19 protein-coding genes and 2 tRNA genes are annotated in these 22150 nt (G+C 51.2%); 18 read left to right on the top strand and 3 right to left on the bottom strand.

What is annotated here, in order from left to right:
• Nucleotides 1–160: 160 nt before the first annotated feature.
• Genes KNP78_RS00770 through KNP78_RS00755 form a run of 4 tightly spaced genes read left to right on the top strand, consistent with a single transcriptional unit; the run spans nt 161 to nt 3633 of the window.
• Entirely contained in the window at nt 161–919 is a 759-nt protein-coding gene (locus KNP78_RS00770) for a metal ABC transporter ATP-binding protein (protein ID WP_034778073.1), read from the top strand.
• A complete protein-coding gene (locus KNP78_RS00765) occupies nt 916–1779 on the top strand; it encodes a metal ABC transporter permease (protein WP_034778071.1) in 864 nt (287 codons plus the stop codon). The genes KNP78_RS00770 and KNP78_RS00765 overlap by 4 nt, the downstream gene beginning before the upstream one ends.
• Nucleotides 1766–2176: a Fur family transcriptional regulator gene (locus KNP78_RS00760; protein WP_214823126.1), complete on the top strand. Its 411-nt coding sequence runs from the start codon at nt 1766–1768 to the stop codon at nt 2174–2176. The genes KNP78_RS00765 and KNP78_RS00760 overlap by 14 nt, the downstream gene beginning before the upstream one ends.
• Nucleotides 2177–2235: 59 nt before the next feature.
• Nucleotides 2236–3633: an NAD(P)H-hydrate dehydratase gene (locus KNP78_RS00755; RefSeq protein ID WP_214823125.1), complete on the top strand. Its 1398-nt coding sequence runs from the start codon at nt 2236–2238 to the stop codon at nt 3631–3633.
• Nucleotides 3634–3664: 31 nt separating this feature from the next.
• Here KNP78_RS00755 and KNP78_RS00750 read toward each other — a convergent pair whose 3' ends face one another.
• Together KNP78_RS00750 and ispG are read right to left on the bottom strand one after the other, a co-directional pair.
• On the bottom strand, nt 3665–4246 hold the full coding sequence (locus KNP78_RS00750; protein ID WP_233004382.1) for a hypothetical protein: 582 nt from the start codon (nt 4244–4246) through the stop codon (nt 3665–3667).
• Nucleotides 4247–4317: 71 nt separating this feature from the next.
• On the bottom strand, nt 4318–5439 hold the full coding sequence (gene ispG / locus KNP78_RS00745) for a flavodoxin-dependent (E)-4-hydroxy-3-methylbut-2-enyl-diphosphate synthase (RefSeq protein ID WP_021065716.1): 1122 nt from the start codon (nt 5437–5439) through the stop codon (nt 4318–4320).
• A 217-nt stretch (nt 5440–5656) separates the two neighbouring features.
• Here ispG and KNP78_RS00740 point away from each other — a divergent pair, with 217 nt between their 5' ends.
• Complete coding sequence (locus KNP78_RS00740) at nt 5657–7342, top strand: methyl-accepting chemotaxis protein (protein ID WP_214753102.1); 1686 nt, start codon at nt 5657–5659, stop codon at nt 7340–7342.
• Between the two features lie 15 nt (nt 7343–7357).
• Here the strand turns inward: KNP78_RS00740 and KNP78_RS00735 are convergent, their stop codons facing one another.
• Nucleotides 7358–7834, bottom strand: a complete 477-nt coding sequence (locus tag KNP78_RS00735) for a hypothetical protein (RefSeq protein ID WP_251128400.1) — start codon at nt 7832–7834, stop codon at nt 7358–7360.
• A 181-nt stretch (nt 7835–8015) separates the two neighbouring features.
• Between KNP78_RS00735 and KNP78_RS00730 the strand changes: the two genes are divergently transcribed.
• The 13 genes from KNP78_RS00730 (at nt 8016) to KNP78_RS00670 (ending at nt 22109) form a co-directional block, all read left to right on the top strand.
• Entirely contained in the window at nt 8016–9659 is a 1644-nt protein-coding gene (locus tag KNP78_RS00730) for a Na/Pi cotransporter family protein (protein WP_034778062.1), read from the top strand.
• 108 nt (nt 9660–9767) lie between these two features.
• A tRNA-Met gene (locus KNP78_RS00725) sits at nt 9768–9844 on the top strand.
• A gap of 4 nt (nt 9845–9848) precedes the next feature.
• Nucleotides 9849–9922, top strand: a tRNA-Ile gene (locus tag KNP78_RS00720).
• A 125-nt stretch (nt 9923–10047) separates the two neighbouring features.
• Nucleotides 10048–11517 (top strand): alpha-amylase, encoded by a 1470-nt coding sequence (locus KNP78_RS00715; RefSeq protein WP_214823124.1) that lies wholly within the window; start codon nt 10048–10050, stop codon nt 11515–11517.
• An 84-nt stretch (nt 11518–11601) separates the two neighbouring features.
• Nucleotides 11602–12210, top strand: coding sequence for a superoxide dismutase (locus tag KNP78_RS00710; RefSeq protein WP_214711426.1), 609 nt, complete (start codon nt 11602–11604; stop codon nt 12208–12210).
• Nucleotides 12211–12375: 165 nt separating this feature from the next.
• On the top strand, nt 12376–14433 hold the full coding sequence (locus KNP78_RS00705; RefSeq protein WP_214823123.1) for a peptidoglycan D,D-transpeptidase FtsI family protein: 2058 nt from the start codon (nt 12376–12378) through the stop codon (nt 14431–14433).
• A 152-nt stretch (nt 14434–14585) separates the two neighbouring features.
• The gene (locus KNP78_RS00700; protein ID WP_214706183.1) at nt 14586–15524 is read left to right on the top strand and encodes a PstS family phosphate ABC transporter substrate-binding protein; all 939 of its coding nucleotides are present in this window, start codon (nt 14586–14588) and stop codon (nt 15522–15524) included.
• 83 nt (nt 15525–15607) lie between these two features.
• The gene (gene pstC / locus KNP78_RS00695; RefSeq protein ID WP_138859246.1) at nt 15608–16552 is read left to right on the top strand and encodes a phosphate ABC transporter permease subunit PstC; all 945 of its coding nucleotides are present in this window, start codon (nt 15608–15610) and stop codon (nt 16550–16552) included.
• A 1-nt stretch (nt 16553) separates the two neighbouring features.
• Nucleotides 16554–17465, top strand: a complete 912-nt coding sequence (pstA, locus tag KNP78_RS00690; RefSeq protein WP_034778052.1) for a phosphate ABC transporter permease PstA — start codon at nt 16554–16556, stop codon at nt 17463–17465.
• A 103-nt stretch (nt 17466–17568) separates the two neighbouring features.
• A complete protein-coding gene (gene pstB, locus KNP78_RS00685; RefSeq protein ID WP_233004945.1) occupies nt 17569–18330 on the top strand; it encodes a phosphate ABC transporter ATP-binding protein PstB in 762 nt (253 codons plus the stop codon).
• A 15-nt stretch (nt 18331–18345) separates the two neighbouring features.
• Nucleotides 18346–19008 carry a phosphate signaling complex protein PhoU gene (phoU, locus tag KNP78_RS00680; RefSeq protein ID WP_034778050.1) on the top strand — a complete coding sequence of 221 codons (663 nt, stop codon included), beginning with the start codon at nt 18346–18348 and terminating at the stop codon, nt 19006–19008.
• Between the two features lie 117 nt (nt 19009–19125).
• Nucleotides 19126–19893, top strand: a complete 768-nt coding sequence (locus tag KNP78_RS00675) for a DUF4912 domain-containing protein (protein ID WP_214706178.1) — start codon at nt 19126–19128, stop codon at nt 19891–19893.
• Between the two features lie 14 nt (nt 19894–19907).
• Nucleotides 19908–22109: a 1,4-alpha-glucan branching protein domain-containing protein gene (locus KNP78_RS00670; protein ID WP_214753107.1), complete on the top strand. Its 2202-nt coding sequence runs from the start codon at nt 19908–19910 to the stop codon at nt 22107–22109.
• Nucleotides 22110–22150 lie beyond the last annotated feature (41 nt).

Below are 22150 nucleotides of genomic sequence, written 5' to 3'. Positions count from 1 at the left end.
GTACAACGAAGATCCTGAAAAGACATATGCATTTCATACGGACGGACCGACCATCCTCTCTCATCGCCTCATACTTGAAGCCTCGCCTGATATTCTGTATAATACAGACGCCAAGCAAGTAGAAATGATTACGATTTATAACACGAGAGAAGGGTAGCTTATGACGACATCCGTCGTAAAATTAAATCATGTTTCCTATCACTACGATGGGACCGCCGCGCTACAGGACGTGTCCATCGATATCAAACAAGGCGACTTCGTTGCTGTCGTCGGGGAGAACGGATCCGGGAAATCGACATTGATTCGAACGATTCTCGGACTGTTATCCCCACAAACCGGGACAGTGGAACTGTTTGGACGCCCTCAAGGCCAGTTCAAAGACAAGTCCCGTATCAGTTACGTTTCCCAAAAAGCGGCATCGTTTAACTCGGGTTTTCCGGTGACGGTCGAAGAAGTCGTGGCCATGGGCCGCTATGGACGGCTTGGTTTGTTCAAGCGTTTGAACATCGAGGATAAGGCGGCCATTCAAAATGCCCTTGAGACAGTCAACATGTGGCAGTTCCGGCATCGGAAGATCGGTAGCTTGTCTGGTGGGCAACAACAGCGCGTCTTTATCGCCCGGGCCATCGTCAATCAGCCGGACCTGCTGATCTTGGATGAGCCGACGGTCGGCGTCGACCAGAAGCATTTGCGCGACTTCTACGAAGTGCTTCATCTGTTGCGTGAACATACGACATGTACGTTCATTCTGGTCACCCATGACTTGAACGTCGTCACCGACCTCGTCACGAAAGTCGTCCATCTCGACCACGGACGGATGGCGTGCAACTGTGGATTGAAAGAATATAGTGAACTCGGCGAATTGACCGCGATCAAGCCATATCCGGTCAAAGTGCTCGTCCATGAAGGTACGTCATGATTGCGGATCTGTTTACGTACAGCTTTTTACGTTATGCGTTCATCGCAGCCGTCGTCATCGGGTTCACCGCTCCGCTCATCGGCTCATTTGTCGTCGTCAGACGGATGAGCTTGATTGCCGACGCGCTGTCCCACATGACGCTTGCCGGAATATCGTTCAGTCTATTTCTCGGACAGTACGTTTTACTGTTCAACGAGTTGAACCCGCTTTACCTCGGGACGCTCGTATCCGTCCTCGCAGCACTCGGGCTGAACTGGCTTCGCGGGAAATATGTGCACTTCCAAGAGTTGTCGATTCCCATTATGATGTCGGCGGGGATGGGGCTTAGTGCCATCTTCATTTCGCTATCGCGTGGATTTTCAATTGATTTGTCGACGCTGTTGTTCGGATCGATTTCGGCGGTCAGTCTGTCGGATATTTGGTTGATTTTGGCGGTGGCCGGTATCACCTTGCTCGTCATCGTCATGTTTTATAAACAGCTGTTGTTCTTGTCGTTCGATGAGGAACAAGCCAAAGTGTCCGGCTTGCCGAGCACGATGCTGCATGTGTTGTTCATGTTCGTCGTCGCACTCGTCATCGCCGTCAGCATGCGCATCGTCGGTACGCTTCTCGTATCGAGTCTCATTACGCTGCCGGTCGCGGCTGCACTCCGGTTCACAAACAGCTTTAAACAGACGATTCTTTGGTCGATCGTCTTCGGTGAGGTTGCGACAATCGGTGGGCTCGTGCTCGCCTATGAACTTGATGTCGCCCCAGGCGGTGTCATTGTTTTGCTCGCCGTCTTGATTTTGGCCGTCGTCATGTTGGCCGAGCGATTCGGGATCGCTCGGAAAAAGGAGGTTCGCTATGAAGGAAACTGAACAGTTGGCCCGCTTGCAGTCCTCGTCGCTCAAAGTGACGCCGAAACGGATCGAGATGTTTGCCTTTCTCGCAGCGGAAGAACGCTATGTCAGTGCGAAAGACGTCCTCGATTATATGCGCTCAAAGCATCCGACGATGAGTTTTGACACGGTGTACCGCAACTTGAAATCGTTCGCCGAAGAAGGTCTGCTCGAGTCGACCGAGTTGAACGGAGAAAAAGCGTTCCGTGTCACCTGCGGATCGAATCATCACCATCACCATCTCATTTGTCGAGGTTGTGGCAAGACGAAGTTGCTCGAACTCTGTCCGATGCGCTACGTCGAGACGCTCGACCCTGATTTTGAAGTCGTCGATCATAAATTCGAAATTTATGGGTATTGTAAACAATGTAAGTGACCAAAAAGGGATTGTTCATGCAATCCCTTTTTGGTCGAATCACGAAAGGGGGAGTCGGAATGATTTACACGGCAGCTGAAATCAAGCAGGCTGACGAGACAGCGCTCCGACATGGCATGCCGGCTGACGTCTTGATGGAACGGGCGGCCTCGGCCTTGGCGGCACGTCTTACCTTCAAGTCGAGAACGTCCGTCCTCGTCGTCTGTGGAGCGGGCAACAATGGGGGAGACGGTTGGGTCGTGGCGCGCGAATTGGCGCAACGAGGTCATGCCGTCACTGTCTATGCCCCGTTCGGTGAACCGAAATCGACAGAAGGCAGCAGGCATGCACAGTATGCGCGACAGTTTGTCACGGTCAGCGATGAGCCGCGAGACGCCGATCACGTCATCGATGCATTGTTCGGAGTCGGCTTCCATGGTCCGGTCACGGGTAAGGCTCGTGACGTGATCACATGGATACGCGAGCAAACCGCACCGGTCACAGCCGTCGATGTCCCGTCCGGAGTCCCGAGTGACGACGCAATCAACTTTGACGGTCACGCGGTCGAGGCAGAAGTCACTTTCTCCCTCCATGGCTATAAGCGAAGCGCGTTTTTAAAACGGACCGCGCCGTATTACGGTAAGGTCGAGGTCGTTGAAATCGGACTGCCGCATACGTCAAGATGGCGCGTGCTGACGGAATCAGACTTTGACCGTAACCTACTCGAACGGGATTCCTATAGTCATAAAAATACGTATGGGCACGGTCGCTTGATTGGCGGAAGTCGTCATTTAATCGGCGCCCCGTTCTTGGCGGCGCGGTCGGCGCTCCGGACGGGAGTCGGTCTGCTCGATTTGGCCATCCCGCATGAGGCGCTCGCGCTCGCCTCGAGTTTGCCGGAGGCAATGTATTACGACATCGACGAGTTACCGGACAAGGACTACGCTGCCACGGCGATCGGTCCTGGCCTCATCGATGACGAGCGTCTCAAGCGAGTGTGGGCACTCATCAGCAACGTGAGCGCGCCACTCATCGTCGATGCCGGAGCGCTGACGAAAGAGCGCCTCGAGGCATCTGGCCCGCTCACGCTGACACCGCATCCGGGTGAACTGGCGCGCTTGATCGATAAATCAGTCGACGAGATCGAAGCGAATCGATTTCAGGTTGCCTCAGAATTTGCGAGGACGCACGGGGTCCATCTCATCTTGAAAGGGACGTTTACCCTCATCGTCAATCCGGATGGTACCGGGGCGGTCAATACGGTCGAGGCTTCAGCGCTCGCGAAAGGTGGTAGTGGGGACGTGTTGACGGGGATGTTGCTCGCGTTATGGGCGAGAACGGACCGTTTACAAACCGACAAGTCCCCGAATGAGCAAGCGGTTCTCTGGCATGCGCTCGCGGCGAGAAAGGCGAGCGAACAGGTTCATCCGGCGAGCGTGCTCGCGACCGATGTCATCGAAGCGATCGGACGCATCTAAAAAAGAGGAATCCCGAGTGGATTCCTCTTTTTTAGATGGTGATTGAATTCGTCGTCTCGATGTGACGCACGATGTGCTGGGCCTCGCTCCACGTGGAGATTCGTTTCACGCCGGTCGGCAACGGCTTACGATTATACGGGGCGTCGAACAACAGCACCGGAATCGACGTCTGTTCATGGATGGAGATCGCGTTCTCATAGCGGTCTTCCATAAACAAGTCGAGGTCGAGCTGTTTGACGACACCGACCTTGTCATGACTCCCCGTCATGATGAGGGAGTCGAGTGGGAGTTCATGCTGTCGAATCCACTCCTCGGTGACGGCGCGCACGGCCTCGCTCCGGGCCGTGACGTAATGGAGGCGGTGCGACTTGCGCATATTCCATAAGACGGCGTTCACTTCGGAATGCGGAAGTGAGCGACGATAAATCGCTTCCTCATGACCTTGTTCAATCATGAAGCGCCAAAACGCCTCTTGTGTCATATCTGTATAAGTGTGCAGCTCGTATTCGGTCGCCTGATGATAATCGATGGCGTATCCGAGCGCATCGTTCATATAATGAAAACAACTTTGCGGATCCGTGACGGTTCCGTCGAGGTCAATTCCAATGTGCATATTCGTCCCTCCTTGCTCATAACCCTTATTGTACCAAAAGCCCGCTCGGTTGCAACCGAGCGGGCAAAGGATTAGTTAGATTGGTTGGCGAGCTCTTGCTCTTCAAGTTCACGTGCGGCCAATTTTTCGGCGACGATGGCGTCGATTTCTTTTTTCAATTCTTCGACCATCGTGGCTTCCGGTACTTTCCGGATGATTTTCCCGTGACGGAAGAGAAGGCCTTCGTTGCGGGCGCCGGCGATACCGATATCAGCTTCACGAGCTTCCCCAGGTCCGTTTACTGCACAGCCGAGGACGGCAACTTTAATGTTGACGTTGATGTTTTGGATATACTCCTCGACTTCTTTAGCGATTGAAATCAAGTCGATCTCAATGCGACCACATGTTGGGCATGAGATGAGTGTCGCTGCGTTAGCCGCGAGACCAAACGATTTGAGCACTTCTTTGGCAACTTTGATTTCTTCGACCGGATCGTCCGATAACGAGACGCGGACCGTCGAACCGATACCGAGCGAAAGGATTGCCCCGAGGCCAGCTGCTGACTTGAGTGAGCCTGAGAAGAGCGGGCCTGATTCCGTGATCCCAACGTGGAGCGGGTAGTCAAACGTCTTGGCCGCGAGCGTGTATGCTTCGAGGGCGAGGTTTACGTCAGACGCCTTGAGCGAGATGATCGTGTTATAGAAGCCGAGATCTTCCAAAATCTTGACGTGGTGCATGGCACTCTCGACCATTCCTTGAGCCGTCGGATAACCGTACTTTTCAAGGAACTGCTTTTCGAGTGAGCCGGCGTTGACACCGATGCGAATCGGGATGCCTTTTGCTTTAGCGGCGTTGACGACCGCTTCGACTTTCTCGCGACGACCGATGTTACCCGGGTTGATGCGAATCTTATCGACACCGCTCTCGATGGCTTTGAGCGCCAATTTGTAGTCGAAGTGAATATCGACGACGAGCGGGATATTGATGCGGCTCTTGATTTCAGCGAGGGCGTCAGCCGCACGCTCGTCAGGACAAGCGACGCGGACGACTTGGCAGCCCGCTTCTTCGAGACGTAAAATCTCAGCGACGGTTGCTTCGACGTCATGAGTTTTTGTTGTCGTCATCGACTGGATGACGACTTCATTGGATCCACCGATGATGAGGTTGCCGACACGGATCGGACGGGTTAATGAACGATGCAAAATTTCTGACATATACGTAATCTCCTTCTTTTGGAAAGGTTCCAATCGATTTCAGATGAGTGGTTTCCTTATTATCATAACGAAATGTTTGTGAAAAAGCACCCGGCAAGCGCTTGATCGGTGTGCTCTTACAAAACGCTAACGTTATCTTAACAGATGCTTCATAATTTTCCACCGTCTCAGGACCGATATATTCAAAGAAATGACGTCTGAAAAGGTGGAATGTATCATGTTGGAACGATTGAAACAAATATGGGGTAGGAAGCGACAGGCGGAGAAGACGATGAGCCATCGCTTGCTATGGACGTTGATGCCGGTCATGCTCGTCCTGTTTTTAACCGTGTTCGGCTGGTTCGCTTTGAAAGCGGAGCAGTTGTTGACGAGCGAGGTTGAGAAACGGCTACATCGTGAAGCGACCGTCGTCCGCGAAACGGTCAAGGCGACGTATGGGGCGTACGTTGCGAATGAGAAAGTGCTGAACCGGGCGTTGAAGTCGATGTATATGCAACAAGCTTCCATTTTATCGGAGGATGGTTTAGAAGCGAGTCAATATTTATTGCGCGACACACAAGTCGAGCAATTGAGCGGTCGACAAGTGGAGGATCGGTTTATGAACCGTCTGGATGACAGCATGGCGAACGATGTGAGTGTCAGCGAACAAAAAGACGTGTTTATCGTTACGGCACCGATTCCCGAGTTGAAAGCCCATTATGCGATTGTCGTCATGAAACAGTCGGTGCTCGGCACGATGTGGAATTTAAGAGAACTTGTTTTCGTCGCAATCACGGTCATGCTCGTTATGATGATTGGCTTATTCTCGTTCATGATTCGGCGTGAAATCAAGCCGTTGACGGCATTTGCGGTCCGGCTTCGCGAATCAGTCGCCACGCGTTCGTTTTCAGAGGTTGAACTTCACGCAAAATCGTTTGAAATGCGAAGTTTGGAACGAGAGTACAACACGTTTATCGGACTATGGAAACGTTCGTTGTTGACGATGCTCGAGACGTCGACCGCTTTTGAATCGAGTCTACCTGTCTTTATGCGACAACTTGAAGCGAATCAAGAGCAAGTGACGGGGTTCAAACAAGTTGCCGCGACCGTCGCGTCGACGAGTCAGTCTTATCAGTCGTTCACGAACGAATCGACGCATCGTTTTACAGATTTGGCGGGACACGTCCGTTCGCTCGAACAAGAGATCGGTTCGGTTGATCAGCGGGCCGAGGCGTTGAAACAGACGATTAAGACAGAGATTGAATCATTCTCGACTGTCAAAGGAGCCAGCGAGCGATTCGCAAGAAAAGCGAGTGCGGTTCAGAACCGATTGCTAGAAAGTGAAGCGACGTCTGAACAGGCGGATGACGCACTTCAGAAGATTTTGTCTGTCGCGGCTGCGACGAAGATGTTGGCACTCAATGCCTCGATTGAAGCGGCACGGGCTGGAGAACACGGCAAAGGATTTTCCGTCGTCGCCCATGAAGTCGGCCAGTTGGCGAAGATCACGAATGAGTCGACACTGTCGGCCGTGGCTGCCATCGAAGCCATTCGATTGGAACGGGACGAGATTTTCAAGGAGATGAAACGCTTCGAAGAAGATATCTTTTATTTAGGCGAGACGTTGCGCCGGGTTGAAGGCGGGATTGAAACCATTGACCAGGAAATGAGAAGACAAATGACGCAGTTCCAATCCATCACCGAGCAAACAACTGCCACCGGACATCAATTACTACATATGGCGGAAGCAAATGAGCAATTAAAAGAAGTCGGCGTGGCACTCGAACGCAAATTAGACGAATTATATGAAGGCGTCGAGGGTTGGTCGGACGTACAACAGACGTTACAAGGCGCAGGGGTCGACTTAGGCAAACAAAGTAAACGGCTTCAAACCGTATTATCTGATTTGGCACCGACGTTATAACGATAGAAAGCCGGTTCAACGCAAACGTGCGTTGTCCGGCTTTTTTGATGACTTCGATTTGACGGGGATATGACGCAACGGAACAATCAAATAGACGAGGGATAAGACAACTCCGAGCCAAGTCAATGGAGGCGCGGCATGGTACAAAATAACCAGGAGGAGGACTGGAATCATCGTCATCGCGACTGCGTACGGCCAAGCCTGGCGATACGGCCACGTTTTCTTCGTGCGCCATTTCGTGGCGAGTTGGACGAGGAGGGCACTGAGCGCGACGAACCCCATATAGAAGAAGAAGATGGCGAAGCCATGTAAAAAGATCCACATCGGCCAAAAGAAATCGGGCTGTAATACGATGTAATCGAGCAACGTGACCACAACCGTCAAGACGAGACTCGCCAACATATAGGCGTGGAGTGGGGCGAGGCGTAACCGTAACGCCTGCTTGGACGGGAAGAGGCTGTGGCGGAGAAACTGTGACGTCGTTTTGAGCATAAAATCTAACTCCAATCTGTTATAGTACAAATCTAGTAAAACAAACATAAATCATACAGTGGTTTAATAAAACCTTAACATTAAAGCTGTTTACATCGAATGGGTGATGCGGGCATAATGAGTAGGGCAATAAAAACCAAGCAAACACAACTAATTCACAATCAAAAGGAGTACAAAAATCGTGGAATACAATTTGCAAGAAATGTTATTCATGTTTTTTGGAGGATTAGGGATCTTCCTCTTCGGTATCAAATCGATGGGAGACGGCCTCCAAAAGTCAGCAGGTAACCGCCTGCGCGACATCCTTGATAAGTATACATCGAATCCGTTCCTCGGAGTACTAGCCGGGATCATTGTAACGGTCTTAATTCAATCATCGTCAGGTACGACGGTCATCACGGTCGGTCTTGTCAGTGCCGGCTTCATGACACTCCGTCAAGCAATCGGGGTCATCATGGGAGCGAACATCGGAACGACGGTGACGGCGTTCATCATCGGTTTCGACGTCGGCGCCTATGCATTGCCGATTATCGCTATCGGTGCGATTCTCCTGTTCTTCTTTAAAAAAGAGAAGTTGCAACACTTAGGTCAAATCTTCTTCGGGTTCGGGATGCTGTTCTACGGTCTTGAACTCATGGGCAGCGGGATGAAGCCGCTCCGTTCGAGCGAATACTTCATCGACTTGACGCAATCGATGAGTGACAACCCGTTCCTCGGTGTCGTCGTCGGTACGGTCTTCACGGTCATCGTCCAATCATCATCAGCGACGATCGGAATCTTGCAAGAATTGTACTCTGGTGGATCGATTCAACTCGACGCGGCACTCCCGGTCTTGTTCGGGGATAACATCGGTACGACAATCACGGCGATTCTTGCTTCGATTGGTGCTTCGGTCGCGGCCCGTCGTGCAGCAGCAGCGCACGTTATCTTTAACTTGATTGGAACAACAATTTTCATGATCTTGTTGATTCCGTTCACGCAGTATATCTACTGGGTCACAGATCTCTTAGCAATCGAAGACAAGATGCAAATCGCTTTCGCTCACGGGACGTTCAACGTCGTCAACACGTTCATCCAGTTCTGGTTCATCGGAACGATCGCATGGATCGTGACGAAATTCGTACCAGGGGAAGATTCAATCGTCGATACGAAAGCACAGCACTTGGATCCAATCTTCATCCAACAGTCGCCATCGATTGCTGTCGAGCAAGCTAAATATGAAGTCATCCGCATGGGCGATTTCGCAAAACTTGGTCTCGATGAAGCACGCAAATATATGGCAACTGGTGATAAGAAACATGCTGAGAAGTCGGCGCACATCGAAGACGCGCTCAACTCACTCAACTCAAAAATCACGGATTACCTCGTGAAGCTTGCCGCTGTCGATTTGACAGAACAAGAATCACAAGAACACAAGACACTCATGCATGCAATCAATGATATTGAACGCATCGGTGATCACGTCGAGAACATCATCGAGTTGATCGACTATAAGACGGCAACGCGCGTCAATCTCTCGGCCGACGCTCAAAAAGAGTTGACGGAGATGTACGATTTGACTCGTTCCACGCTTGAGAAGTCGCTTCAAACGCTTGCGAGCGGCGACATGGTCGAAGCTCGTCAAGTCATCGAGATGGAAGCGAAACTCGACATGCTTGAACGTCAATTCCGTAAAAATCACGTCGTCCGCTTGAACACAGGCGAGTGTGACGGTCAAGCCGGGATGTTCTTCGTCGATATGCTCTCGAACTTGGAGCGCATCGGTGACCACGCGATGAACATCACAGAAATCACGCTTGAAGATGCAAACGAAGGAATCGTTTAATCAAACGGTCCCTCTGGCTCAAATGAGTCAGAGGGACTTTTTGTATAGATGTGACTTTTGATTGACAGTGACGCCTGCATTCAGTATATTATTACTGTATAACAACGTGGCGGTGTAGCTCAGCTGGCTAGAGCGTACGGTTCATACCCGTGAGGTCGTGGGTTCGACTCCCTCCGCCGCTACCAATTAGGACCCTTAGCTCAGCTGGTTAGAGCAGACGGCTCATAACCGTCCGGTCGTAGGTTCAAGTCCTACAGGGTCCATTTGTGAACAGCTTTCAGATGAAAGCTGTTTTTTTGTTTTCATTTTTAGTTTTCAAATCCGAAGTCCTGGGTAAATATCCGTTAGCATTTTGTTTTTTGAAAAATATGAAATGAGGCGAAGCGAGATGGAACGAAATCATACGATGATGCAATTTTTTGAATGGCACGTCCCGGCTGACCAGAAGCATTGGAAGCGATTGAAAGAACGGGCTTCCGAGTTGAATGAAGCTGGAATCACCGCATTATGGTTGCCGCCGGTCACGAAAGGCCAGAGCGACGAGGATACGGGATATGGCGTGTACGATTTGTATGATTTAGGAGAGTTTGACCAAAAAGGAACCGTCGCAACTAAATACGGGACGAAACAAGAACTGCTCGAGGCGACAAAACACGCGCAAGAGCTCGGCATGCAGATTTATATGGATGTCGTCTTGAACCATAAAGCCGGTGCCGATGCGACCGAGAAGTTCGATGTGCTCGAGGTCGACCCGGAGGACCGTACGAACGTACTTTCAGAAGAGCCGTTCGAGATCGAAGGATGGACGAAATTCGATTTTGAAGGCCGCAAAGATAAATACTCTTCATTTAAATGGAACTTCCATCATTTCAACGGGACGGATTATGACGCTGCGAACGACAAGAGCGGCATCTTCTTCATCATGGGTGAGAATAAGAAGTGGAACGATAACGTCGACGACGAGTTCGGCGTCTATGACTATTTGATGTTCGCCAATATCGACTATCATCACCCAGAAGTGAAGGAAGAAGTACTCAGCTGGGGCAAATGGTTTATCGAAGAGACGAAGTGTGACGGGTTCCGACTCGACGCGATTAAACACATCAACTATGATTTCGTCAAAGAGTTCAGTCAGACGATGAAAGCTGAAAAAGGTGAGAACTTCTATTTGGTCGGTGAGTTTTGGAAGTCAGAGCTCGAGGCATGCCGTGAGTTCCTCGACAACATTGACTATCATGTCGACTTGTTCGACGTGCCTCTCCATTACAACTTGCAACGCGCCTCGACCGAAGGAGAATCGTTCGATATGCGGACCATCTTTGACGACACGCTCGTCCAGTCCCACCCGCTCCATTCGGTGACGTTCGTCGACAACCACGATTCACAGCCGGAAGAGGCGCTCGAGTCATGGGTCGAGGATTGGTTCAAACAGATCGCTTACGGATTGATCTTGCTTCGCCAAGACGGTTATCCGTGTGTGTTCTACGGTGACTATTACGGAATCAACGGTCCGCATCCGGCCGAAGGGAAAAAACCGGCGATCGATCCGCTTCTTTATGCCCGTCGTGAAAAGGCATACGGCCAGCAAGATGACTACTTCGATGACGAGCACGTCATCGGCTGGGTCCGTCACGGCAGTGAAGAGATCGAGCGCTCAGGATGTGCTGTTGTGATTTCGAACAGCGAAGCAGCTGAGAAGCAGATGTTCGTCGGCGAACAACGAGCCGGTGAGAAATGGGTCGATTTGACGCAGACCGTCGATGAGATCGTCGAGATTGACGAAGATGGAAAAGGGGTATTTAAAGTGGCGGCAGGGTCGATTTCCGTATGGGCGTTGCCGGAACAAGACGTCGAGTGAAGCATTACAATTGAGTCAGCCGTCACAAATCTGTTACATTTAAAACGAACGTTGTTCAAACCAATTTTAAGGGGGATTTTAGTTATGGCTAAATTTGAATTACCACAACTTGATTACGCATACGATGCACTTGAACCACACATTGACGCACGCACGATGGAAATCCACCACACGAAACACCACAACACTTACGTCACGAACGTGAACAATGCACTCGAAGGAAAAGATGTGGAATACTCTTCGCTCGAAGACCTGCTCCAAAAAATCGATTCGCTTCCTGCTGACATTCAGACAGCGGTTCGCAACAACGGTGGCGGTCACTGGAACCACTCATTCTTCTGGAAATTGTTGAAGAAAAACGAGAACGGCGCACCGACAGGCGAACTCGCTTCGGCCATCGATGAGGCGTTCGGTAGCTTTGATGCCTTCAAAGAGGAGTTCACGAAAGCAGCAACAACTCGCTTCGGATCTGGTTGGGCTTGGCTCGTCGTGAAAAATGGCAAGCTCGAAGTCACATCGACACCAAACCAAGATTCACCGATCATGGAAGGCGTTCAGCCAATCCTCGGTCTTGACGTTTGGGAGCATGCGTACTACTTGAACTACCAAAACCGTCGTCCGGATTACATCCAAGCGTTCTTCCATGTCATCGACTGGGATTACGTCGCGAAGCTCTACGCAGACGCAAAATAATGACACTGTCCCGGGATTCTATTGAATCTCGGGATTTTTTCTACATTTCATTATTTTGTAAACAAATTATGATATAGTGAAAATCGAGTCTAAAAATAGAAATATCATCGACATATATGTCACCTATACTTATAGAAAGAACGAGTCAGGAAGGAGACAACTGAATTGGCCAGACACCGTGTGAAAGTGCCGAAGAAACGGCGCAACCACCTGCCCTTGCGATTGAACTTATTGTTTTTCATCGTGTTCATCTTGTTCGCGACGCTCATTTTTCGTTTAGGCGTCGTTCAAATCGTCAACGGCGAGTTGATCGCCCGTGAAGTGCAAAAGACGGAATCGAGTAAAATCAAATACGAGGTGCCGCGTGGCAAGATTTACGACCGGAACGGGCAAGTACTCGCCGATACTATCTCAAACTATTCGGTCATGTACCGTCGTTCGCAAGTGACAAAGACGGAAGAACGGCTCGATGTCGCCATCAAGCTCGCTGAGATCGTCGACGTCCCAGAGAAAGACCGCAAAGTGACGGAGCGGGACCGCAAGGATTATTGGATCGCCATCGATCCTGAGCGCTCGCAAGAACGTGTCCAAAATCTATTAGCCGATCTCCCGGAAGAAGAGCGGGCCGCCCTGTCGAACCAAGACGTCGACCAACTGTTGCTCGATTCGATCACAGAAGCGGAAATCACGTTCGATGATGCGACCGAGGAAATCATCGCCATCAAACATAACATGGAGTCGGGTTACGCCCTCGACCCGCAAGTCATCAAAATCGGGGCGTCTCCGAAAGAGATGGCACTGATTGAAGAAAACTTGGAACTGCTCCCTGGCGTCAGCGTTGAACCGTATTATCAGCGGGATTATCCGTTCGGTGAGACGTTCCAAAGTTTCCTCGGAAGTTATCGTCAAATCCCGGCCGAGCAACGCGCCTCATATCAAGCGAAAGGCTATGGTTTGAATGACCGCGTCGGCACATCTTATCTCGAACAACAGTATGAGGACGTGCTACGCGGAACCCCGGCCTATGACGTCTTCACGACGTATAAAGGAGAGCCGGTCGGAGAACCGACTCGTGTCAGTGGGAACCCAGGGAAAGATATCATCTTGTCGACGGACATCGAGTTCCAAAAAGAAATCGATGAGATTTTGAAGAAAGCGATTCGAGCCGGCCGTTCGGGAAGCCCGCACTTTGACCGTGCCTTCGCCGTCGTCATGAACCCACAGACGGGTGAATTGCTCGCCCTATCGGGACAAGAGCTCGACTATGAAACGAACGAATTCAAAGATGTCTCGACCGGGACGGTCCTGCGAGCGAGTCAAATCGGCTCGACGATCAAGGGAGCGACGGTCGCGTTCGGCCTTGAAGAAGAAGTCATCCAACCGGGTGAATACATTTATGACACGCCGATTCGCATCGGCTCGTCGCTCAAGTCGTCGTACCGAAACATGGGGAACATCAACGACCTGGATGCCCTCGCTTTGTCATCGAACATTTATATGTTCCAAATTGCCCTCCGGCTCGCCGATTATTACTCGACCGGCCAAATCGTCGGCGACAACGTGACCGAGGCGTTCAATACGATGGAACATTACTACAAACAGTTTGGGCTTGGCATCGAGACAGGGATTGACCTCCCGTATGAATCAATCGGATTCCGTAGTGTACCGGACCGTGTCACGCTCCTCATGGACATGTCGATCGGTCAGTTCATCTCGTACACGCCGATTCAATTGGCGCAGTATACGTCGACGCTCGCGAACGGTGGATACCGGATTCAACCGCACCTATTGAAAGAAATCATCGAACCGGGTTCGCTCGACGAGTCGAACAAGCAAGTCGTCAGCACGTTCCAACCGAATGCGCTCAATAAAGTCGACATCCGTGATGAATTCATTCAACGGGCGCGCCAAGGCTTCCGACAAGGGGTCGAGAGCGGAACGTCTCGTATCCTGCAACAGACAGGAATCACGGCGGCCGGTAAGACCGGTACCGCTCAAGCGATCGCAGAAGGGCCGGATGGTCAAGCGAAGCGAAACGCGAACGGGGAACCGATCAAGACACTCAACTCGAACCACGTCGGCTGGGCGCCGTATGATGACCCGGAAATCGCTTGGGCCATCATCATGCCAGGCCTCGAGGCGGAAGGGATCAACACCCGTGTCGCGCACGACATCATGAAGGCGTACTTTGATTTAGAAGACGTCCAAGCACAGCTCCAGTAAAGAAGTCACTTCGGTGGCTTCTTTTTTTGTCTTTACAATTCTTTTACGTTCCGTTTATTTCGCGTTAATAGTAGTTTATTAGGATGTTAATTGTAGGACAGAGCAAGGAAGCTACAACACAAATCAAAGCAAACTCAAGGAGGACGTCAGAAATGTCTTGGATGAAAAAATCAGCTTTAGTCGCTTCACTCACTTCGGTGGCCATCATCGGTGCCGCGTGTGGAAACAATGAAGAAGGAAACGGCGCAGCCGAAGGTGAAGGACTTTCAGGTAAAGTCGTCATGGATGGTTCGTCTACCGTATTCCCAATCATGGAAGCTGTAGCGGAAGAATACTCAGCTGAACAGCCAGACGTTGAAGTGACGGTCGGGGTTTCAGGTACAGGTGGCGGATTCAAACGTTTCGTCACTGGTGAGACAGACTTCTCGAACGCATCACGTGAAATCAAAGAAGAAGAAGCGGCTGAAGCCGAGAAGAATGGCGTTGAGTACACACAACTCGCTGTAGCGCTTGACGGTCTCTCGCTCGTCGTCAACCCAGAGAACGATTGGGCACAAGACATCACAATTGATGAGCTCAACAAAATGTGGACTGATCCGAACGTGAAGACATGGAAGGACGTCCGTTCAGACTGGCCGGATGAAGAAATCTCATTCTTCTCACCTGGTAAAGATTCAGGAACGTACGACTTCTTCAACGAAGCAGTCCTTGAAGATACAGACATCCGCGAAGACGCACAATTGTCAGAAGACGATAACGTCCTCGTAACAGGTGTCGCCGGTACGAAAGGTGCGATCGGATTCTTCGGATATGCGTATTACATTGAAAACAAAGATACGCTTCGCGCATTGAACGTCGAAGGCATTGAACCGACGACTGACACAATCAATGATCTTTCATACCCGCTCTCACGTGAAATCTACACATACGTGAACAACGCGTCGTTGAAAGATAAGCCGCAAGTCGCTGACTACACGCGCTTCTTGAATGAAAATGCAGCAGCCCTTTCAGAAGAAGTCGGATATGTCGGAATGGAACAAGCACGATACGATGAGAACGCTGAAGTGATCGACGAGATCGCTGGCGAGTAATAGCGCAGAAGGCAGAAGGTGAGAGTCGCTCTCGCCTTCTCGCCGTGCTTTCTAGTATGAAGAGGTAGGGAGCGATACACGAGATGAATCAACCAAACAAAGGGCTGTCAATTCGAGAGATGATTGAAGCCAATAAGAAAAAGAAATATAGTACGACGAACGTGTTTGATAAAGTCATGCCGTTCTTATTATTCTTGAGCGCATTCGTTTCGGTCGTCACGACGGTCGGCATCGCGTTCACACTCGGTTTTGAACTGTTCAAGTTTTTCGAGCGCGTACCGGTCGCCGAGTTTTTAGGCTCGACCGAATGGTATCCGCTTAGTGCCGATCAACGGTTCGGCGTCTGGGCCCTCGTCATGGGAACACTCCAGATCACCGTCATTGCCATGATTGTCGCTGTCCCGCTCGGTTTGGCATCGGCGATTTATTTGAGCGAGTACGCATCTGAGCGTGCCCGCACCATTTTGAAGCCGATTCTTGAAGTGCTCGCTGGCGTTCCAACGATTGTCTTCGGATTCTTCGCTTTGTCGTTCGTTACACCGATTTTGCAAGCGTTGATTCCGGGGCTTCAAATCTATAACGCACTCAGCCCGGGGATCGTTGTCGGAATCATGATTATTCCGATGATCGCTTCTATTTCGGAAGACTCGATGAGCGCCGTACCGAAAAAGATTCGGGATGGAGCCCTCGGTCTTGGCGCGACACGTCTCGAAGTCGCCATCAAAGTCGTCATGCCAGCCGCGCTCTCAGGGATTATCGCCTCGATCGTCCTCGGGATGAGCCGTGCCATCGGTGAGACGATGATCGTAACGATCGCTGGTGGGTCGCAGCCGAACTTCGAGTTCAACCCGCTCAACGCGATTCAAACGATGACGGCGTATATTGTCCAAATCGCCAAAGGTGATGCAGGATACGGGACAATCGAATACTACAGTATCTATGCGGTTGGTGCGCTATTGTTCGTCTTCACCCTTGTGATGAACCTATTCGCGAACTGGGTGACGCGCCGCTTCAGAGAGGAGTACTAATATGGCATTGCCGAACAGTGAGTTCAAGAATACGAAGAACTTGATGGATCGTGATTCGGTTTCACAACGAATCAAACGCCGTCTTCAATTGAATGAGATTTTTAAATATATCTTCTTAGCGGGGCTCGTTTTCGCCCTGCTCGTCTTGTCGACGTTGATTTATGACGTCGTTTCTAAAGGTGGCGGCTGGGTGAATTTGGATTTTCTCCGCAACTTCCCATCCCGTCGTCCTGAACAGGCCGGGCTGTACCCTGCCTTGATTGGGACGTTTTGGTTGATGCTTCTCATCGTCCCGATGGTGTTTGTCATCGGTGTCGGTGCCGCGATTTATCTTGAAGAGTACGCACCGAAGAACCGCATCACGTCGTTTATCGAAGTGAACATTTCGAACTTGGCCGGCGTGCCGTCAATCGTGTTCGGTTTGCTCGGATTGACCATTTTTGTACGTGTCATGGAACTCGGGAATTCGATTATGGCCGGAGCCTTGACGCTCGGACTGATGAGTCTACCGATTGTCATCGTCGCGTCGCAAGAAGCGCTCCGCTCGGTCAAAATGGAGTTGCGTCACGCATCGCTCGCGCTCGGAGCCTCGAAATGGCAGACGACGTTCAACGTCGTCTTGCCGTCGGCGATTCCAGGGATTATCACAGGAATCATCTTGGCCGTATCACGTGCGATTGGCGAGACGGCTCCATTGATCATGGTCGGAGCGGCGACGTTTATTTCGACGACGCCGAGCAGCGTGTTCTCGGACTTCACAGCGCTCCCGATTCAAATCTATAACTGGACGAGCCGTCCGCAAGCGGAATTCCAAAACTTGGCCGCTGCCGGTATCATCGTTTTGATGACGATGTTGATCATCATGAACTCGGCCGCCATCTATATCCGTAACAAATATACGAACCGACATTAAGTCGTAGCAGTAAACGAGGAGGACTCTCGAGATGATGAAACAAAAAGAACTCAAAGGAGATCATGAAGTGAATACAACGACGACCCAACCGAACGAAACGGTGATGCAGAAAGACAGTGCCTATGTCGTGAACAACTTGAACTTATGGTATGGTGACGATCAGGCGTTGATTGACGTCAATCTCGACATCAAGCAAAACGAAGTGACGGCCATCATCGGTCCGTCGGGTTGCGGGAAGTCGACGTTCATCAAGACGTTGAACCGGATGGTCGAGCTCGTGCCTTCGGTGCGTACGAACGGTGAGATTCTTTATCACGGCCGCAACATCTTTGACCGCGACTATCGGGTCGAAGATCTTCGGACGTCGGTCGGTATGGTATTCCAACAGCCGAACCCGTTCCCGAAATCAGTGTATGACAACGTGGCATACGGGCCGCGTACACACGGAATCAAAAACAAGAAAGTGCTCGATGAAATCGTCGAACGTTCGCTTCGCGGCGCGGCGATCTGGGATGAAGTGAAAGATCGTTTGAACGAGAACGCCTACGGCCTCTCGGGTGGTCAACAACAACGTCTCTGTATCGCTCGTACGCTCGCCATCGAACCGGACGTCATCCTCATGGATGAACCGACGTCAGCGCTCGACCCGATTTCGACGCTCAAAGTCGAAGAGCTCGTCCAAGAGTTGAAAGAGCAGTACTCGATCATCATCGTCACACACAACATGCAACAAGCGGCTCGTGTATCGGATAAGACGGCGTTCTTCTTAAACGGAGAAGTTGTCGAGTTCGATGCGACCGACAAAATCTTCTCGAATCCAGCTGATAAACGGACTGAAGATTATATTTCTGGCCGGTTCGGTTAAGAAGGGGAGACAATCATGGCACAAAATCGCACATTCTTTGATATGAAGTTAAACGAATTAGAAGATAAAGTCGTTCGCTTGGCGAACTTGACGATGCGCCAGACGGCGACCGCCATCGAGGTGCTTGAGAAACGTGACCTCGAGCTCGCCCAGACGGTCATCGACAACGATAATGAGCTTGACGACCTCGAGCTCGAAATCAACGACGAGGCCATTCTATTGATCGCGAAACAGCAACCGGTCGCAACCGACCTCCGCCGCTTGATCGTGACGATGAAATCGGCGACGGACCTTGAGCGGATTGCGGACTATGCGACGAACATCGCCAAAGCCGTCGGCCGTATCGAGCACGTCCCGTACGTCCTCGACATCAAACCGCTCAAACAGATGGCCGAGCAGTTGATCGACATGCTCGAGCTCGCGACGCGCGCTTACCGGAAGGGCGAGGTCAGCCGGGTGCGTGAATTGAATGAGATGGATAAAGTCATCGATGATTTGAACTTACAGACAATCAAACAATACATGGGATTCGTTCCGAATATGACGGTTGGAACGAACGACGTGTATGAGTTTTCGAACATCGCCCGTTATTTAGAACGGATGGGTGATCACGTGACCAATTTCGGAGAACATCTCATTTTCCTTGAAAAAGGGAAACATTATGATTTAAATCAGTGACAAGAGTGGTAAAGAACAACAGACCAGTTGTTCTTTACTTTTTTTGTGCAGGAATTCACGGATAAGGAGCGAATAGTAGAACACATGGATTTTTTTTAGGAAGGGAGCCACACATATATGGAAGAGAAAATCGTTTCCTTGAAACAACAAGGACTGACGTTAAAACAGATTGCAGAACAATTAGATATGCCAATCGGGAAAGTCCAATACGCTTGGCGTAAATGGCGTTCCCAACACGGGGAGCCGGCGAAGCCGGTAGCCGCACCAAAACGAAAGACTGAAGGGAAGAAAGCAATGACATCTAAATCGAAGCAAGTACCCGCCTCGTCTGTGAAGCAGGTCGCTTCGACGCTGCAACACGAGGAGCCTGCCCAATCACCGCTTCTTGACAAAGGTCCAGAAGGGTTCTGGAAGCTCCCGGACCGCTACGATCAAGATTTGATGCATGCGGTCGTCCAATCACCGAACGCCGTTTACGTCTTCTGGGAAGTGTCGGACAGCGTCAAAGAGACGCTCTCGATGCAATTTATGCGTCCATGGGAAGACTTGCCGAAAGCGTTCCGCATCCTTGACATCACATTGCTTGATTACGCGAGCGGGCATGCGAACCGGGCGTATACGTTCGAATTGCCGGAGATGACGAACAGTTGGTTCGTCCGTCCGCTCGACCCGAATACGACATACGTATTTGAGTTTGGGATTCGGACGATGGAAGGGGAATTCCTTCCGCTGCTCGCATCCTCACCGATTGACACGCCACGAGCTGAGCCGGCCGGGCACGGTCGTTTCGCCGAACCGGTGCGACGCTGGCAATACGGGGAAGTCGAGGCTCCTGAACTACTCGACACTTTACCAAAATATTCCGCATATCGATTCGTGCGCTGAGGAGGATTTTTTAGATGAAACCAGGTTATTTTTCACTCGTCCTTCATGCCCACCTTCCGTACGTAAGACATGAAGAGAAACACCGTCTAGAAGAGAGATGGGTGTATGAAGCCATCTCCGAGACATATATCCCGATTCTTTGGCAAGTCGACCGTCTGCAAAAACCGCTCCATTGGACGGTCAGCATCTCACCGCCCGTCGTCGAGATGCTCGCCGACCCGCTCGTCCAGGACCGTTACGTGGAACACTTGGATGAGATGCTCGAATTGATTGAGATCGAGCTCGCCGAAGGACGGAGCGAACAGGAAGTTGAGACGCTCCATTTTTATCGCGGGCGCTACAACGATTTGAAAACAACGTTCCTGCATTGGGAAAAGAACTTGAACCATGCGTTCCGTACATATCGTGAGCAAGGGTTCATCGATATGGTCACGTGTACGGCGACGCACGGCTTCAACCCGCACTTGTTCACTGAGCAGGCGGCTCGCGCTGAAATCCGGACGGGACTGAACTGTTTCGAACGTCATTACGGGTTCCGTCCGACCGGCATTTGGTTACCGGAATGCGCCTACACACCAGGTGTCGACCGTATCCTTTATGAAGAAGGGATTCGCTATACGTTCGTCGATGAGCACGCCTTGCTCGAAGCTGATCCGACGCCGGAGAAAGGCATTGGCGCTCCGGTCTACTCGCCACATGGCGTCGCCTTGTTCCCGCGTGACCAAATCATCTCCGGAAAAATCTGGAGCTCGATGATCGGGTATCCGGGCCATCCGGACTATCGCGAGTTTTATCGTGACCTCGCCTACGATCGCGACTGGGAGTATATTGAAAAGTTCATGCATCCGGAAGGAATTCGCTTCGATACGGGCTTGAAGATGCACCGCATCACGGGCGACTCGGATGAGAAAGACTATTATGTCCGCGCCTGGGCCGAACATCAAATCGACAACCACGCCCTCGATTTCGCACAGACGCTCGAAGGGCATCTCGAGGCCCACGGTGGACAGATGTTCCCGCCGTTTCTCGTGACGGCACCGTTCGATGCTGAGCTGTTCGGACACTGGTGGTTTGAAGGACCCGAGTTCCTCGGGAAAGTCGCCGAACGGCTCGAAGAGTTTGGCATCGAGACAATCACGCCAGCTTTGTTCCTCGAGCGTCACTTCCAAGACCTCGAGACGGTCCACGTATCGATGAACACGTGGGGACGTAAAGGGTACGGCGACGTCTGGATCAACGAACGCAACGAATGGATGCTACGTCACTTACACATGATGGAGACGCAACTCGTCAAAGACGTGGCCGACTATCGTCACAAGTCGCCACTCGTCGACCGGACACTGATCCAACTCATTCGCCATTACGTACTCGCTGTGTCGAGTGACTGGGCGTTTATCCTCGACGGGCAGACTACGGCCCAATATGCGGCAGAACGGTTCCGCGAGCATACGCGATTGTTCGCCGAGCTCGAGACGGCACTTTATCAAGACAAGCTATCGGACGAGTTGCTCGCTGAACATTATCGCGCGTATCCGTTTCTTGACGATGTGGACATCGACATCGACACGTTCTTGTCGCCACACGACTATTATGTGACTACGGAGCGTGGCCAAGAGGACGAGGCAATCCTCGTCTTGACGCCTGAATATACAGGCAACGTCGTCGGGGACCTCGGTCGTCGCGTCATCGACGAGGTCGAGGCACGAGCAGCGGACGGGGAGACAGTGTACGTCTTGACACCGTTCAAAGAAGGGTTGCCGGAATATGAACGCCACAACCGTGTTCACGTGTACCGCGTTCGCCTGACGAGCCCGTTCTTGGAGCATGTGATGAACCAAGTTGCGGCTCAAAACGTGGCCTACGTCAAACTTGCACATGAGCTTGTCTCGAAAGTCACCTTCAAAGCGATCCATCAATTCGATTGGATGACGATTACAGCGGCACGTTCACTTGCGAAAGCACTACAAGTTCCGTTATACTCAACTATGTTGTCATTTGAAACGACTCGCAATCCGCATGGACACGGCGGACTGTTCGACGCAATCCATCGAATCGAGAGCAGCATCCTCGCTGAAGCCGATACGGTCTTTATTTGCGAACAACTGTCGACCGAGGAAGTCGGAATGCGCTATCCGATTGGCGATAACGTAAAAACCTGCCTGCCGCTCGATGCTTCGCCATACGGGCAGAAACGTTTGAAAAAGAACACGAAATAACCTTGCTTTTTCAAATAAAACTTGGTAGGATAATTGAGTAT

Source organism: Exiguobacterium sp. s28, from assembly GCF_018618135.1.
In the GTDB taxonomy this organism is placed as follows: Bacteria; Bacillota; Bacilli; order Exiguobacteriales; family Exiguobacteriaceae; genus Exiguobacterium; species Exiguobacterium mexicanum_A.
Note: the sequence above shows the minus strand (reverse complement) of the source record. Positions and strands in the feature narration are given on the sequence as shown.